The sequence below is a fragment of the Kitasatospora sp. NPDC057940 genome (genome assembly GCF_042887425.1).
Classification (GTDB): domain Bacteria; phylum Actinomycetota; class Actinomycetes; order Streptomycetales; family Streptomycetaceae; genus Kitasatospora.
In genome coordinates this window covers 1-16,092 of sequence record NZ_JBHVPH010000040.1, presented here as the reverse complement: position 1 = coordinate 16,092, position 16,092 = coordinate 1, and the positions used below count along the sequence as shown (strand labels likewise).

At 72.3% G+C, this 16,092-nt stretch carries 12 protein-coding genes and 1 pseudogene; 5 read left to right on the top strand and 8 right to left on the bottom strand.

The genetic code is table 11. From position 1 onward, the window contains the following. Positions 1 to 149: 149 nt before the first annotated feature. Complete coding sequence (locus tag ACFVTF_RS35500) at positions 150 to 2,303, bottom strand: prolyl oligopeptidase family serine peptidase (RefSeq protein WP_387818118.1); 2,154 nt, start codon at positions 2,301 to 2,303, stop codon at positions 150 to 152. Positions 2,304 to 2,615: 312 nt separating this feature from the next. On the opposite strand from ACFVTF_RS35500, the gene ACFVTF_RS35495 reads away from it, so the two are divergent. The 5 genes from ACFVTF_RS35495 (at position 2,616) to ACFVTF_RS35475 (ending at position 8,628) form a co-directional block, all read left to right on the top strand. Beyond that, a complete protein-coding gene (locus tag ACFVTF_RS35495) occupies positions 2,616 to 2,810 on the top strand; it encodes a DUF2304 family protein (protein WP_063347949.1) in 195 nt (64 codons plus the stop codon). 31 nt (positions 2,811 to 2,841) lie between these two features. Beyond that, positions 2,842 to 3,774, top strand: coding sequence for an N-acetyl-1-D-myo-inositol-2-amino-2-deoxy-alpha-D-glucopyranoside deacetylase (gene mshB / locus ACFVTF_RS35490; protein ID WP_387818117.1), 933 nt, complete (start codon positions 2,842 to 2,844; stop codon positions 3,772 to 3,774). After that, complete coding sequence (locus ACFVTF_RS35485) at positions 3,771 to 4,232, top strand: DUF6113 family protein (RefSeq protein WP_387818116.1); 462 nt, start codon at positions 3,771 to 3,773, stop codon at positions 4,230 to 4,232. Before mshB ends, ACFVTF_RS35485 begins: the two co-directional genes overlap by 4 nt. Before the next feature lie 238 nt (positions 4,233 to 4,470). Continuing rightward, on the top strand, positions 4,471 to 6,795 hold the full coding sequence (locus tag ACFVTF_RS35480) for a hypothetical protein (RefSeq protein ID WP_387818115.1): 2,325 nt from the start codon (positions 4,471 to 4,473) through the stop codon (positions 6,793 to 6,795). Between the two features lie 120 nt (positions 6,796 to 6,915). Beyond that, the gene (locus ACFVTF_RS35475) at positions 6,916 to 8,628 is read left to right on the top strand and encodes an ABC transporter family substrate-binding protein (RefSeq protein WP_387818114.1); all 1,713 of its coding nucleotides are present in this window, start codon (positions 6,916 to 6,918) and stop codon (positions 8,626 to 8,628) included. Positions 8,629 to 8,651: 23 nt separating this feature from the next. Here the strand turns inward: ACFVTF_RS35475 and ACFVTF_RS35470 are convergent, their stop codons facing one another. From ACFVTF_RS35470 to ACFVTF_RS35440, 7 genes and pseudogenes are all read right to left on the bottom strand, one after another. Further along, on the bottom strand, positions 8,652 to 9,701 hold the full coding sequence (locus tag ACFVTF_RS35470) for an ABC transporter ATP-binding protein (RefSeq protein WP_387818112.1): 1,050 nt from the start codon (positions 9,699 to 9,701) through the stop codon (positions 8,652 to 8,654). 159 nt (positions 9,702 to 9,860) lie between these two features. Then, positions 9,861 to 11,045, bottom strand: a complete 1,185-nt coding sequence (locus ACFVTF_RS35465) for an ABC transporter ATP-binding protein (RefSeq protein WP_387818111.1) — start codon at positions 11,043 to 11,045, stop codon at positions 9,861 to 9,863. Then, positions 11,035 to 12,087 (bottom strand): ABC transporter ATP-binding protein, encoded by a 1,053-nt coding sequence (locus ACFVTF_RS35460; RefSeq protein WP_387818110.1) that lies wholly within the window; start codon positions 12,085 to 12,087, stop codon positions 11,035 to 11,037. The genes ACFVTF_RS35465 and ACFVTF_RS35460 overlap by 11 nt, the downstream gene beginning before the upstream one ends. Before the next feature lie 16 nt (positions 12,088 to 12,103). Continuing rightward, complete coding sequence (locus ACFVTF_RS35455; RefSeq protein WP_387818172.1) at positions 12,104 to 13,018, bottom strand: ABC transporter permease; 915 nt, start codon at positions 13,016 to 13,018, stop codon at positions 12,104 to 12,106. Positions 13,019 to 13,094: 76 nt separating this feature from the next. Then, positions 13,095 to 14,021: an ABC transporter permease gene (locus tag ACFVTF_RS35450; protein ID WP_363372530.1), complete on the bottom strand. Its 927-nt coding sequence runs from the start codon at positions 14,019 to 14,021 to the stop codon at positions 13,095 to 13,097. A gap of 117 nt (positions 14,022 to 14,138) precedes the next feature. Further along, positions 14,139 to 15,767 (bottom strand): ABC transporter substrate-binding protein, encoded by a 1,629-nt coding sequence (locus tag ACFVTF_RS35445; RefSeq protein ID WP_387818109.1) that lies wholly within the window; start codon positions 15,765 to 15,767, stop codon positions 14,139 to 14,141. 172 nt (positions 15,768 to 15,939) lie between these two features. Beyond that, positions 15,940 to 16,092: pseudogene (locus ACFVTF_RS35440) on the bottom strand (peptide ABC transporter ATP-binding protein); the annotation flags it as partial.

Here is a 16,092-nt window from a genome sequence, read left to right as displayed (position 1 = left end):
TCGGTGTCGTTCGCACCACCTCAGAGTCCCGTGCGGGCGGGGTGCGGCGGCAGTGTCCGCCGTCGTGCCTTCGGTATGACGGATGTCATGGCTGCGGCCGGTACCCGGGTCAGGGGTACCGGCCGCATGACCGCAGGTCAGGCTGGGTGTCAGAGGCCCAGCGCGCGCTTCACGAAGTCGACCTGGAGCAGCAGCAGGTTCTCCGCGACCTCCTCCTGCGGCGTCATGTGCGTGACGCCCGACAGCGGCAGCACGGTGTGCGGGCGGCCGGCCGCGAGCAGCGCGGAGGACAGCCGCAGGGTGTGCGCGGCGACCACGTTGTCGTCCGCCAGACCGTGGATGATCATCAGCGGCCGCTCCAGCCCGGCGGCGTAGCCGGTCAGCGAGTTGGCCGCGTACACCTCGGGCCGCTCGGCCGGGTGGCCGAGGTAGCGCTCGGTGTAGTGGGTGTCGTACAGCTCCCAGTCGGTCACCGGCGCGCCGGCGACGGCCGCGTGGAAGACGTCGGGGCGGCGCAGCACGGCGAGCGCGGAGAGGTAACCGCCGTACGACCAGCCGCGGATGGCGACCCGGCCGAGGTCCAGCGGGAACTCCTCGGCGAGCGCCTGCAGCGCGTCGGCCTGGTCGTCGAGGGTGGCCCCGGCGAAGTCGAAGGCGATGGACTTCTCCCAGGCCGGGCCGCGCCCGGGGGTGCCGCGCCCGTCGGCGACGACCACGGCGAAGCCCTGGTCGGCGAACCACTGCGAGTTGAGGTGCGGGTTGTGCGCCTGGACGACGCGCTGGCCGTGCGGGCCGCCGTACGGGTCCATCAGGACGGGCAGCAGGCCGTCCCGCTCGCGGTCGTAGCCGGTGGGCAGGAAGACGGCGGCCGGGATGCGGCGCTCGCCGGCGAAGCGGAACACCGGTCGGGCGGTGATGACCGGGGTCTCGGCGTAGGAGGCGATGGTGGCGACGTCGTCGACGACCACGCCTTCGGGCAGGTCGCGGGCGACCCGGACGAGGGTGCCGGGCAGGTCGGGCTCGGCGGTGGCGCGCACGGTGATCCCGCCCGCGTGCACGGCGCTGGTGACGGAGGTGAACGGACGGCCGTTGGCGGACTCCCAGCCGAGCCGCTTGCCGTCGTGGCTGATCCGGCCGACGGCGATCCAGCCGGGCTCGGGGTCGGTCTCCGCGGCGCCGCCGGAGGCGGTGAACAGCACCTCGGCGTCGGTGACGGCGACCACCGAGCGCAGGTGCAGGTCGGCCCCGGTGACGGCCTGGTCGCCGATCACCAGCGCCCGCACGCCGCCCTCGTCGGAGATCCGGACCAGCTTGCCGTCCGGGGTCCAGGCCGGGACGCCCTGGAACAGCTCCAGCCAGACGTCGTCGCGCTCCTCGAACAGCACCTCGGTGGCGCCGGTGGCCACGTCGAGGCCGAGGACCAGCTGGCTGCGCTGGTCGCGGGCCTGGACGAGCAGCAGCGGCACGCCGCCCGCGGACCAGTGCACTCGGGCGAGGTACGGGAAGGCCGTGCGGTCCCAGACCACCTCGGTGCGGCCGCCGTCCAGGTCGAGCACCCAGAGGCCGACCTCGGCGTCGGCGGTGCCGGCGGCCGGGTAGGCGACCTCGGCGGGCTCGCGCTGCGGGTTGGCCGGGTCGGCGATCCACCAGCGGCGCACCGGGGTGTCGTCGGCGCGCTCGACCAGCAGCCGGTCGCCGTCGGGGGACCACCAGAAGCCCCGGTCGCGGCTCATCTCCTCCTGGGCGATGAACTCGGCCTGCCCCCAGGTGACGTTCGGGCCGTCGGGCTCGGCGAGCACCCGGTCGGCGGTGCCGTCGGTACGGGTGAGGCGCAGTTCGCCGGCGGTGTTGGCGTAGGCGACGTGGCTGCCGTCCGGGGAGACCCGCGGGTCCAGCAGCGGGCCCTGGGCGGGCAGTTCGGCGGTGGTGCCGGTGGCCAGGTCGGCGGTGAAGAGCCGGCCGGAGAGGGCGAAGGCGGCCAGCCGGCCGGCCGCGTCCAGGGCGTAGCCGACGATGCCGGCCGAGCCTTCGCGGCTGCGCTCGCGGCGGGCCTTCTCGGCGGGCGAGAGGTCCTCCTCGCCGCCGCCGAGCAGCACGGCCGGGTCGGCGGCGATCCGCTCCTCGCCGGTGGCGGTGTCGAGGGTCCAGAGCAGGTTGGCCCGGTCGCCGCCCGATCGGGAGCGCAGGAAGACGACCCGCGAGCCGTCCGGTGCGACGGAGAAGGAGCGGGGCGCGCCGACGGTGTAGCGCAGGGTCCGCGCGTACTGCCGGGGGAAGGTGTCCGCAGGGGTGTGGGAGGTCATGGCACCAGACCCTACGACGCCGTACTCCCGCTGCCGGGCGCCTGGTGATCACTCGTTCGGAGCATCGTTCCCGAGTACGCCCCAAAGGCGCCCATACCCCCTCCGACCGGCCCATGCGCCCTACGAGTGCCTCCGTACCCCGGCGCGTGGAGACTCACCGAATGTAATGCTCCCCTTACCCATCGGGTATGACTGGTCGGGCGAGTGATCGTCGGGCCCGTCCCGGCCACGGTCGCCCGACCGCAAGTCCCGTACGGTCCCACCGTCACCCTCCCCAGGGGGTGGCGCACCCGAGAAGGGGTGTGAGCCGACATGGCTTTGTCCGTCTCCGCAGCCATGCTGATGCTGGTCATCGTGGTGGTGCTGATCCGCCGCTCCGGGCTGAAGCTCGCGCACGCGATCATCTGCGCGCTGCTCGGCTTCTACCTGGCGTCCAGCTCGATCGCACCGTCGATCAGCCAGGTCACCAGCAACCTCGCCGGGATGATCAACGGCCTGAAGCTCTGACCCCGCCACGGCGGTCGTTAGGCTTCCTCCCATGACCGCGACTACCGGCCGCCGCCTGCTCCTGGTGCACGCCCACCCCGACGACGAGTCGATCGGCAACGGCGCCACCATGGCCCGGTACGCCGCCGAGGGCGCCCAGGTCACCCTGGTGACCTGCACCCTCGGCGAGGGCGGCGAGGTGATCCCGCCCGGGCTGGCCCATCTGACGGCCGATCGGGAAGGCACCCTCGGCGCGTACCGGATCGGCGAGCTGACCGCGGCGATGCGCGCGCTCGGCGTCACCGACCTCCGCTTCCTCGGCGGCCCCGGCCGCTACCGCGACTCCGGGATGATGGGCCTGCCCGACAACGACGTGCCCGGCTGCTTCTGGCAGGCCGACGTCGACGAGGCGGCCGGCCACCTGATCGCGGTGGTCCGCGAGATCCGGCCGCAGGTGCTGGTCACCTACGACGAGAACGGCGGCTACGGGCACCCGGACCACATCCAGGCGCACCGGGTCGCGATGCGCGCGTACGAGCTGGCGGCCGATCCGGCGCACCGCCCGGAGCTGGGCCCGGCCTGGCGGATCGCCAAGGTGTACTGGAACCGGATGCCCCGCTCGGTGATCGAGGCCGGGCTCGCCGAGACCGCCGCCCGGGCGCCCTTCCCCGGGACGGCCCAGCCGGCCGACGTTCCCGGGGTGGTGGCCGACGAGGTGGTCACGACCGTGCTGGACGGCTCCGCGTACGCCGGGCGCAAGGCCGCCGCGATGGCCGCGCACGCCACTCAGATCACCGTGGACGGCGCCTTCTTCGCGCTCTCCAACGACCTCGGCCAGCCGCTGGTCGCCACCGAGTACTACCAGCTGGTACGCGGCCAGGCCGGGCCGGAGCGGCCCGAGGACGACCTGTTCGCGGGCCTGTCGCCCGCCGCCGACCCGCTGCCCGCCACCGCCACCGCCACCGCCGAGGAGAGCGTCCGATGACCGAGCCCGCCGCCGCCCGGCCGCCGCGCCGCTCGTTCCCGGCGGCCGTCCTCGGCACCCGCGAGGAGCGGCTGGCCGAGCCCCAGCCCCCGCGCGCCGCCCGGATCGCGGCCTACGCCCTGTTCTTCCTGCTGGGTGTCGCGGTGTCGGTCTGCGGATCCTTTGTGCAGGCCTTGTGGCCGCCCGTGGGGGTCCTGCTGGCGCTCGCCGCGACCGGCGCCACCTTCTACGGCGGCCTGCGGGTCACCGGCACCCGGCTGGGCGCGGCACTGCCCGCGGCCGGCTGGTTCATGGCGATGCTGCTGGTGATCGTGCCCCGGCCGGAGGGCGACAACGTGCTGTGGTCCAACGCCTCCTCGCTCGGCTGGCTGTTCGGCGGCTCGGTCCTGGGCGTGATCTGCGCCACCCTGCCGACCCGTGCCGGCTGGTTCCCGGGCGTGCCCGGCCCGCCGCGCTGAACCCGCCCGCGGGGCACGTACGGCACCGCGCACGACGCGCAGTCAGGAGCGCGCGGCCGTACTCTCATACCGGAGGAACCGGACGTATCAGGATCTGTCCGAAGCCGTTCGCCGCTCTGTTCTTCCCAGTATGGTGGTCCCGCAGAACGCCGTACCCGACCGCCGCCCGCCCAGGCCCGGCGACCACGAACCGCGGTCGCGCCGCACGGCCCGCCCGCGAACCCGGAGCAGAGCAGCATTGAGCAGCCGCGAATCTGACAACGCCCACCCGACGCCCCGGCGTACGGGTCCGGACGCCTACCCGTCGGGCACCCCGCCCTACGGCACACCGGGGCTCCCGGGCGGCGACCGGGCCGGTGCCGCCCAGGGCGCCGCGTCGGGCGGCGAGGACGACGGCCCGAAGACCGAGACCACCCTGACGACCCGGGTCCGGATCAACATCCCCGGGTCGCGCCCGATCCCGCCGGTCGTGGTCCGCAGCACCGTCAAGAACGAGGACGGCCCGGGCGAGGAGGCCCCGGCGGCCGCCCCCGAGCCGGGCGGCCCGCGGCACCGTTCCGCGCCCTCCTCCCCCGTCCTCGGGGTGATGGAGGGCGGCGCCCGCACGGCCACCCCGCCGGAGCTGCCGCCGGAGTGGCAGGTCCCGCCGATCCCGCCGGCGACGTCCGAGGCCGAGTCCACCGGCGCCTGGTTCCGGCCCCGGCAGAAGAAGGCCGAGCCGACGCCGGCCGCCGTACCGGCCGGTGCCCCGAACACCCCGGGCGCGCCGGAGGCCCCGGCCGCGCCCGCCGCCGCCGAGCCCCGGCCGACGGCCGCCCAGGCCCCCGGCGCCCGCCCGAACGGTGCCCGCCCCGCCCAGGGCGCGGCCCGTCCGAACGGCCGGCCGGTGCCCGCCCAGGCCCAGACCCCGAACCCGGCCCCGAACCCGAACGGCGCGCCGTTCCCCGCCGGCCCCGGTGCGCAGGACCCGGCGGAGGAGCCCGGCGTGTACGAGGCCGCCTCCCCCTTCGCCCCGCCCACCGCCGACCCGTTCGCCCCGATGGCGCCCACGGCCGGAGCCCGCGGCGGGCGCGACGACCGCCCGCAGCAGAACGCCCAGCAGAACGGCGGCCGGCGCAACGGCCGGCAGTCCGACGGACGGCCGCAGCAGGGCCCGCGCCCGGGCGCCCGCCCGCAGGGCCCGGCAGCCGGCGCGACGGACCCGGAGGACACCTCGGTCGACGGCTTCGAGCCGATCCGCGAGGGCACCCCGCCGCCCGCCGCCATACCGGGCCTGCCGCAGAACGGCGCCCCGCACGGCGGCGAAGCCCGCCCGCAGCCCGGCCTGTTCGCCTCGGCCCCGGCCGGTGCCGACCCGTTCGCCGCCCAGCGCCCCGCCGCGCCGGGCCAGGACGCCTTCGCCCACCCGGCCCCCGGCGGGCTCTTCCCCGGCGCCCCCGGTACCGCCCACGGACACCCGCAGCAGCCCGGAGCGGACCCGGAGGCCACCGAGCTCACCCCGCTGCCGACCCCCGCCCCGGGCCCCCGGCCCGCACCGCAGCCGGCCAAGACCGAGTCCGCGCCCGCGCCCGCCAAGGGCAAGAGCAAGGGCAAGGCCAAGCCGAAGGCCAGCGCCGGCAAGAAGCTGGTCAAGCTGGGCGTGTACGGCTTCGGCTTCGTGCTGTTCCTCGGCGCCGCCGCGTACGGCACCGGTCTGATGCTCAACCAGTCCGACATCCCCAAGGGCACCGTGGTGCTCGGCACCGACATCGGCGGCAACAGCCGCGACCAGGCGATCCACCAGCTCGACGAGACCGTCGGCAAGACCGGCCAGCAGCCGCTCAAGCTGAAGGTCGGCGACCAGGCGCTGAACCTCGACCCGACCGTCGCCGGGCTGAGCTTCGACACCACGGGCACCGTGGACGGCCTCGCCCAGCACAGCTACAGCCCGGTCGACGTCATCAAGTCGCTGAAGGGCGGCACCAAGGCGGTCGCACCGGACGTCAAGGTGGACCGGGCCAAGCTCAAGGCCGCCCTGGACACCCTGGCCTCCGGCTCGGGCCAGGGCCTTCAGGAGGGCTACGTCAAGTTCGCCGACAACGGCGACCCGCTCGTGGTGCCCGGCCGGGCCGGCCAGGCCGTCGACTCGGCGAGCGCCCTCGACGTCGTCGAGCAGGCCTACCGCGACCGCGCCGCCGGCAAGCCCGAGCAGCCGATCGCGCTCGCCGTGACGGCCGCCCAGCCCAAGGTCTCCCCGCAGGCCCTGCAGGCCGCCGCGGACAGCCTCGGCAAGTCCGCGCTCAACGGCAACGTGTACGTCCTGGCCGGCACCAAGAAGTGGATCTTCGGCAAGCAGGTCGCCGCCAAGACGCTCACGCTCGTCCCGGACGCCTCCGGCAAGATCGTGCCCAAGTGGGACCTCGACGCGCTGAACGGCCAGCTGGGCAGCGTGTTCGACAAGGTGAAGGTCAAGAAGAACGGCCAGACCGCCGCGATCACCCCGCAGGACGTCGCGGACGCCGTCACCTCGTTGCTCGACAAGACCGGCGAGAAGGACCGCACCTTCAAGTTCACCGTCGCCTGAGCAACGACCGCACCGATCGGGGGCGGGCCGGCATCCGGCCCGCCCCTCGACAACTCGCCCTCCCGGTCAGCAAGATGTGACGCCACACCTTCCGCCACAGCCACCTCGGGGAGCACGCCGATGAGCCGCCGCCTCCAGCACCGGACGGCTCTGCTCGCCGGTCTCACCGCCCTGTCGCTCTCACTGACGCTCTGTTCGTGCGCCTCCGGCCAGGGCGGCGCCGCCGCGGACGGGCCGTCCGCCACCGGGGCCCCCAAGCTCACCTCGATCGACGTCAACCCGCGCGAGCGCTCCCAGCTGCGCCAGGGCGGCACCCTGCACATGGCGATCGCCCAGTTCTCCCGCCAGTGGTCGCCGATCCAGACCGACGGCAGCGAGTCCTCGACGATCAGCGTCAGCAAGCCGCTGCTGCCGACCTTCTTCCGCTCCGACGCGGCCGGCACCCAGACCGTCAACCCGGCCTACCTGCAGGACGCCCACGCGGAGCTGCGGGACGGCCGGCAGGTCGTCGTCTGGACGCTCAACCCGAAGGCCCACTGGTCCGACGGCACCCCGATCACCTGGCGCGACCTCGAAGCCAACTGGCGCGCGCTGAACGGGAAGGACCCGGCCTACCGGCCCGCCAGCAACACCGGCTTCGAACAGGTCTCCTCGGTCGAGCGGGGCAAGGACGACTTCCAGGCGGTGATGACCTTCGACCGGCCGTTCTCCGAGTGGCAGTCGATGTTCAACGGCGCCGCCAACGCCCCGCTGCTGCCCGCGAGCCGGCTCGCCACCCCGGAGCTGTTCAACTCCGCCTACCTGGACGCGATCCCGGTCACCGCCGGCCCGTTCAAGGTCGAACGGATGGACCGCGCCGCCCAGACCATCACGTTGGTCGCCGACCCCGCCTGGTGGGGCGACAAGCCGCTGCTGGACCGGATCGTCTTCCACGCCATGCTGCCCAACGCCATGGCCCCCGCCTTCGCCAAGGGCGAGATCGACCTCTTCAACAACGGCCCGGACGTCGCCGGCTACCAGACCATCAAGAGCACCAAGGGCGCCGCCGTCCGCCGGGCCGGCGGGCCCGACTTCCGCCAGCTCACCCTCAACGCCCGCACCCCGGCGCTCAGCGACGCGACCGTCCGCCAGGCCGTCTTCCAGGCCATCAACCGGGACGCCGTCATCCGCTCCGACCTGAACGGGCTGGACTGGCCCGCCGCCCCGCTCAACAACCACCTGCTGGTCGCCAACCAGAACGCCTACCGGGACAACTCCCTCGGCCTCAGCCGCTACGACCCCGCCGAGGCCGCCCGCAAGCTGGACGCGGCCGGCTGGCGGCTCGACGGCGACGTCCGCAAGCGCAACGGCCGCGAGCTGAACCTGCGGATGGTCATCCCGGCCGGCGTCACCCAGGCGCAGAGCGAGGCCGACAGCGCCACCAGGACGCTCAAGGACATCGGCATCAAGGTCACCACGGTCACCTCCGCCGCCAACGAGTTCTTCGACAAGTACGTCAACCGCGGCGACTTCGACATCACCGCGTACTCGCTGCTCGGCACGCCCTTCCCGGCCAGCGGCAACCGTGCCGACTTCGTCCAGAACGGCGGCACCAACCACGTCGGCGCGGGCAGCCCGGCCGTGGACGCCGCCCTCGACCGCGCCGCCGCCGCACCCGACGCGGCCACCGCCTCCGAGGCGATCAACCAGGCCGACGGCGAGCTGTGGAAGGTGGCCGGCGTACTGCCGCTCTACCAGCGCCCGCAGCTGTACGGCGCCCGCGCCAACCTCGCCAACATCGGCGCCCAGGGGCTGTCCGACATCGTCTGGGAGAACGTCGGCTTCGAGCGGTAGGCGACGACGGCGGCCCGGCGCCCTCAGCCGTGCAGGGTCTCCCGCCAGAAGTGGCAGGCGCTGCGACGGCCCGGCAGCTCGGCGCCCTCGGCGTCCACCATCGGCACCAGCGGCGGGAGTTCGCTCAGGCAGCGGTCCTGCACCCGGTCGCAGCGCGGGTTGAACGCGCAGCCCTGCGGGATCTGCAGGAGGCTGGGCGGCAGGCCCTTGATGGCGTGGAGGTTCTGCCCCTTCTGGTCCAGCCGGGGGATCGAGTCGAGCAGGCCCCGGGTGTACGGGTGCGCGGGGCGCGCGTACAGGTCGCGCACCGGGGCCGTCTCGACGATCCGGCCCGCGTACATCACCGCGATCGTGTCCGCGACGTCGGCGACCACGCCGAGGTCGTGGGTGATCAGGATCAGCCCCATGTGGAACTCGTGCTGCAACTCGGCCAGCAGGTCCATCACCTGGGCCTGCACGGTGACGTCCAGCGCGGTGGTGGGCTCGTCCGCGATGATCAGGTCCGGCTCCATGGAGAGCGCCATGGCGATCATGATGCGCTGGCGCATGCCGCCGGAGAACTGGTGCGGGTAGTCGCCGACGCGCTGCCTGGCCGCCGGGATCCGCACCCGGTCCATCAGCTCGATGGCCCTCTCCCTGGCCTCCTTGCGGCTGGCGCCGCGGTGCACCTGGAACATCTCGCCGAGCTGGAAGCCCACGCTGAGCACCGGGTTGAGCGAGGACAGCGCGTCCTGGAAGATCATCGCGATCTTCTGGCCCCGGACGAACCGCCGGGCCCTGGAGCCCATGGTCAGCAGGTCCTCGCCGCGGTAGAGGATCCGCCCGCCGGTGATCCGCCCGGGCGGCGTGTCCAGGATGCCCATGATCGCCTGCGCGGTCACCGACTTGCCCGAACCGGACTCGCCCAGCACCGCCAGCGTCTCCCCGGCCGACACCGAGTAGCTCACCCCGTTGACGGCCCTGGCCACGCCGTCCCGGGTACGGAACTCGACGTGCAGGTCGTCGACCTCCAGCAGCGGGGTCCCGGGCACCAGGTTCTCCCGACCGCCGCCGATCACCTCCACCACGTCCATCCGAGCAGCCCTCCCCCAGCGCAGCAGCGAGCACCTGTACGCGCAGAGCAACTATCAACGACCCGACCCCACTTGTGGAATCGCGCTGCACGTCTCTTTTCCATCACAAGAAAGGGCGCACCCCCCGAGGCAGGGGTGCGCCCTGGGTCCCGCGGACCGCTAACCGGGCTCGGTGCCGCCCTGCCCGACCTCGCGCTCCGCCGCGCCCTGCCCGACCTCGCGCTCCGCCGCGCCCTGCCCAACCCCGCGCTCCGCCGCGCTCTGTCCGACCTCGCGCTCCGCCGCGAAATGACACGCCGAGTCGTGCCGGGCCGCCCCGCCCAGCCAGGACGGCGAGGCGAGCAGCGGGATCTCGGCCGCGCAGCGGTCCTCCGCCTTCCAGCAGCGGGTGCGGAAGCGGCAGCCGGACGGCGGGTCGGCCGGCGAGGGCACGTCCCCGGTGAGCACGATCCGGTCCCGCGACTCCCGGGCCGTCGGGTCCGGCACGGGGACGGCGGAGAGCAGCGCCTGGGTGTACGGGTGGGTGGCGTGGTCGTAGATCTCGGCATCGCTGCCGATCTCGACCATCTTGCCGAGGTACATCACGCCGACCCGGTCCGAGATGTGCCGGACGATGGAGAGGTCGTGCGCGATGAACATGTACGAGAGGTTGAACTCCCCCTGCAGCTTGTCCAACAGGTTGATCACCTGCGCCTGCACCGACACGTCCAGCGCGGAGACCGGCTCGTCGCAGATGATGATCTCCGGCCTGAGCGCCAACCCCCGTGCGATGCCGATGCGTTGGCGTTGCCCGCCGGAGAACTGGTGCGGATAGCGGTTGATGTACTCGGGGTTGAGCCCGACCACGTCCAGCAGGTCCTGGACGGCCTTGCGACGGTCCCCCTTGGGCGCCACCTCGGGGTGGATCTCGAACGGCTCCCCGATGATGTCGCCGACCGTCATGCGCGGGTTCAGCGAGGTGTACGGGTCCTGGAACACCATCTGGATGTTGCGGCGGACGGCCTTCAGCGCCGACCCGGACAGCCGGGAGATCTCCTCGCCCTTGTAGCGGACCGATCCCCCGGTGGCCGGCTCCAGGTTCATCAGCACCTTGGCCAGCGTGGACTTCCCGCAGCCGGACTCGCCGACGATGCCGAGCGTCTCGCCCTGCCGCAGGTCGAAGGAGACCCCGTCGACGGCCTTCACGGCGCCGACCTGCTTCCTGAACAGCACGCCCTTGGTCAGCGGGAAGTGCTTGACCAGGTCCCGGACTTCGAGGATCGGCTCGCCGCGCGGCACCTCCTGGGCGAAGGCGGTCTCCTCCGGCGCCGCGGCGCCCAGTGCGGTGGACCCGTTACCGGCCATGGAGGGTCTCCTTCCAGAAGAAGCAGGCGCTGCCCCGCCCGGCCAGCGGGGCGCCGTCGTCCTCGGCGACCGGGTACAGCTCCGGCACCTCGGCCCGGCAGCGGTCCTGCGCCCGCGGGCAGCGCGGGTTGAAGGCGCAGCCCTGGGGGATCCGCAGCAGGTTGGGCGGCAGGCCCTTGATGGCGTAGAGCTCCTGGCCCTTCTGGTCCAGCCGCGGGATGGAGTCCAGCAGGCCCCGGGTGTACGGGTGCGCGGGGCGCGCGTACAGGTCGTGCACCGGGGCGGTCTCGACGATCCGGCCGGCGTACATCACGGCGATCTTGTCGGCCACGTCGGCGACCACGCCGAGGTCGTGGGTGATCAGGATCAGGCCCATGTGGAACTCCGCCTGGAGCTCCGCGAGCAGGTCCATCACCTGGGCCTGGACGGTGACGTCCAGGGCGGTGGTGGGCTCGTCCGCGATGATCAGGTCCGGCTCCAGGGCCAGCGCCATGGCGATCATGATGCGCTGGCGCATGCCGCCGGAGAACTGGTGCGGGTAGTCGTTCACCCGCTGCTTGGCCGCCGGGATGCGCACCCGCTCCATCAGCTCGACGGCCCTGTCCTTGGCCTCCTTGCGGGACGCCCCCCGGTGGGCGCGGAACATCTCGCCGAGCTGGAAGCCCACGCTGAGCACCGGGTTGAGCGAGGACAGCGCGTCCTGGAAGATCATCGCGATCTTCTGGCCGCGGATCCTGCGCCGCTCCTCGTTGCCCATCTTCAGCATGTCCCGGCCGCGGAAGCGGATCTCCCCGCGCGGGATCCGGGCCGGCGGCATGTCCAGGATGCCCATGATCGCCTGCGCGGTCACCGACTTGCCCGAACCGGACTCGCCGAGCACCGCGAGCGTCTCCCCCGCCCGGACGCTGTAGTCGACCCCGTTCACCGCCTTGGCCACGCCGTCCCTGGTGACGAACTCGACGTGCAGGTCGCGGACGTCGAGCAGCGGCCCCTCGTACGACGCGGCCCGCTCGGACCTGCCGGCGTCCACAGCTGTACTCACGTTGCGCTCCCCTCGCTCAGCGAAGCTTCGGGTCGAGGGCGTCGCGCACCGCGTCGCCCAGCATGATGAAGGCCAGCACGGTGACGGAGAGCGCCACGGCCGGGAAGAACAGCACGTACGGCGCCGTCCGGATCACCTTCTGGGCGGAGGAGATGTCGATGCCCCAGGAGATGGTCGGGTCCTGCAGACCGATGCCGAGGAAGCTCAGCGTCGCCTCGGTGGCGATGTAGCCGCCGAGCGCGATGGTGGCGACGACGATCACGGGGGCGATCGCGTTCGGCAGGATGTGCCGGAACATCAGCCGCCCCGTCCCGGCGCCGAGCGCCCGGCCGGCCACCACGTAGTCGGACTGTTTGACGGTCAGCACGGCGCCGCGCATGACGCGGGCGATCTGGGTCCAGCCGAGGAAGGCCAGCGCGATGACCACGCTCCACACCGTGCGGGTGGTGAAGGCGTTCAGCAGCACCAGGGCGCCGAGCAGCAGCGGGAGGCCGAAGAAGATGTCGGTGATCCGGGAGATCACCGCGTCGACGGCGCCGCCGAAGTAGCCGGCGACCATGCCGGCCAGCCCGCCGAGCACGGTGACCGCCAGGGTCACGCAGATGCCGACGGTGATCGAGGCGCGGGCGCCGTACACCACCCGGGCGTAGATCGACCGGCCCTGCCCGTCGTAGCCGAACCAGCCGGCGCCGAAGAAGTCCGTCCAGTTCGGCCGCCTGAGGTAGTCGTGGATCAGGTCGGCCTTGCGCGGGTCGGCGTCGGTGAACGCCCAGGGGAAGATCGCCATCACGACCAGCAGCAGGATCAGCACGGCGGAGATCAGGAAGATCGGCCGCCGGCGCAGGTCCCGCCAGGCGTCGCCCCAGAGGCTGCGGGCCTCCTCCCGCTTGGCCGGGTCGGGCTCGACCAGGGTCTCCTGTTCGACCGCCATGCCCTGCTCCCCGGCGTAGTCGAGGCGTGAGACCCCGGGCTTGGGGTGCGGCTCGTACGAGTTCTCGTCGTGGACGTCAGGCATAGCGGATCCTCGGGTCCAGGACCGCGTAGAGCAGGTCGACGAGCAGGCTGGCGACGAGGTAGACGATCACCAGGACGGTCACGATGCCGACCACGGTGGGGCCTTCCTTCTGGTTGATCGCCCGGTACAGGACGTTGCCGACGCCCTGCACGTTGAAGATGCCCTCGGTGACGATCGCCCCGCCCATCAGGGCGCCGAGGTCGGTGCCGAGGAAGGTGACCACCGGGATCAGCGAGTTGCGCAGCAGGTGGCGGGAGATGACGGTCCGCCGGGGCAGCCCCTTGGCGACCGCCGTGCGGATGTAGTCGGCCCGCAGGTTCTCGCCGATGGACGTCCGGGTGAGCCGGGCGACGTACGCGAGCGAGAGCGAGCCCAGCACGATCGCGGGCAGGATCAGCTGGGAGAGGTCGGTGGAGTCCTGCACCGTCGGGGTGACCCAGCCGAGGTTGGTGGCGAAGATCGTCTGCGCGATGTAGGCCAGCACGAAGACCGGGATCGAGATCACCACCAGGGTGAGGATCAGCACCAGGGTGTCCTGGATGCTGCCGCGCCGCAGGCCGGAGGCCATGCCCAGGGCGAGGCCGAGGACCACTTCGAAGACGAAGGCCATCAGCGCGAGCCGGATGGTGACCGGGAAGGCGGTCGCCATGATCTCGGAGACGGGCCGGCCGGTGAAGCTCGTCCCGAAGTCCCCCTGGAAGAGGTTCCCCATGTAGTGCAGGTACTGCTTCCAGACCGGCTGGTCCAGGAAGTACTTGTGCTTGATGCTGGCCACGACGGCCGGGTCGGCGGCCTTCTCGCCGAACAGCGCCGACACCGGGTCGCCCGGCAGCGTGTAGACCATCAGGAAGATCAGCAACGTGGTGCCGAAGAACACCGGAATCATCTGCAGCACCCGCCGCAGCACGTAACTGCCCATCCGAGCCTCCTTCCTAGACGTGCCCTGGGTGCACGGCCGGCCGGGGACGGTCGGCCGGGAGGGCCGGGCCCCGCCCTCCGTGCGGGGAGGGCGGGGCCGGCGCGAGGGGTCGGGGGGTCAGCCCTTGACCTCGACCTGGGTCCAGGCCGGGTTGCCGAAGGAGTCGAACTTCACGTTCTGCACCTTGGTCGAGTAACCCGAGTTGGTGCGGTAGTACCAGAGCGGGATGGCCGGCATCCCGCTCGGCAGCACCGCCTCGGCCTGCTGGTAGCCGGTCACCGTGTCGGCGACACTGGCGGCCGCGTCGGCCTTGGTGGCCGCCTGGTCGAACTGCGGGCTGCTGTAGCCGAAGTCGTTGGACGCGGCGCCGGTGCGGTACACGTCGGACAGGAAGTTGGCGTTCAGCGGGTAGTCCTGCACCCAGCCGGTGCGGAAGGCGCCGTTGACCTGGTGCCCGGTGATCGCGGCGCGCGCGGTCTTGAAGTCGGGCTTCGGGTCGCCGAGGCACTCGACGCCGGTGCTCTGCCGGATCGAGTTGCAGACCGCGTCGACCCACTCCTTGTGGCCGCCGTCGGAGTTGTAGGTGATCAGCAGCTTGTTGCCGGGGACGCCGCCGCCGTCGCTGATCAGCTGCTTGGCCTTGGCGGGGTCGAACTTGCAGAAGTCGCCGCAGGCGCCGTCCTTGTAGCCCTCGACGCCCTCGGCCACCCAGGCGGTGGCCGGCTTGCGGGAGTTCTGCAGCACCGTCTTGGTGATGGTGTCGCGGTCGATCGCCATGGACAGGCCCTGGCGCACCTTGGCCTTGTCGGGCGCGGCCCAGTCGGCCTGGTAGAGGGTGAAGCCGATGTTCTGGATGGCGCCCTGCGGGGCGTCGATCGCCCGGTCGCCGAGGTCGCTCTTGTACGTCGCCAGCGCGGACGGCGGCACCTGGTCCATCACGTCCAGGTTGCTGGACTGGAGGTCGGCGTAGGCGGCCTCGGACGTGGTGTACATCTTGAAGACGATGCCGCCGTTCTTCGGCTTGTCGACGCCCTGGTAGTCCGGGAAGGCCTTGGTGACGACCTCGGTGTTGTGGTTCCAGCTGACGAACTGGTAGGGGCCGTTGCCCACCGGCTTCTGTCCGTACCCGGTCGGGTCGTTGAAGAAGGCGTCCGGCAGCGGGGAGAAGGCGATGTAGCCGAGCTTGTACTCGAAGTACGAGACCTTGTTGCTGAGCTTGACGGTGAAGTGCAGGTCGTCGACCACGGTCAGGCCGGACATCTTGGTCGCGGTCGGCTGGCCGCCGGCGGGGTGGACGTCCTGGTAGCCCTCGATGTCGGAGAACCAGGAGCTGTTGATCTGGTTGTTGCTGGTGGTCGCGCTCCAGTTCCAGGAGTCCACGAAGTTCTTGGCGTGCACCGGCGTGCCGTCGTGGAACTTCCAGCCGTCCTTCAGCGTGACGTCGAAGGTCTGGGAGTCGCTGGTGTCGATCTTTTCGGCGACCTGCATCCGGATCTTGGCGGTGGCGGGGTCGTAGTCGACCAGCCCCTTGAAGAGGTTCTGGATGATGCGACCGCCGCCGACCTCGTTCGCGTTGGCCGGCTGCAGCGGGTTCTGCGGCTCACTGCTCTGGTAGCTGAAGCTCTTGCTGCTGTCCGACGAGCTGTTGCTGCTTCCGCCGCCGCCGCCGCTGCTGCACCCGGTGGCGACCAGGGCCACGGATGTCGCAGCGGCGAGGACCCAGCGAGCACGGGCGGCTACGGGCATGGAAGTCCCTCCTCGTGGTGTGTGTCGCATCACACCCCATGAGAAGCGCGCCCGGACGACGGCGCGAGTCAGGTGCACCCGGACGGGTGCACCGAACGCCCCGTGAGTTGACGGAACGACGGAAGGGCCCGCGGCACGGAGCCACGGGCCCTTCCGGGGATGCCACGGGGAGTCAGGCGGCGGCCGGCTCCCGGACCTCGGCGAAGTGACAGGCCGACTCGTGCGCGGCCGGGCCCTTCAGCACCGAGGGCACCGCGAGCAGCGGGATCTCCTCGGCGCAGCGGTCCTCCGCCTTCCAGCAGCGGGTGCGGAAGCGGCAGCCGGA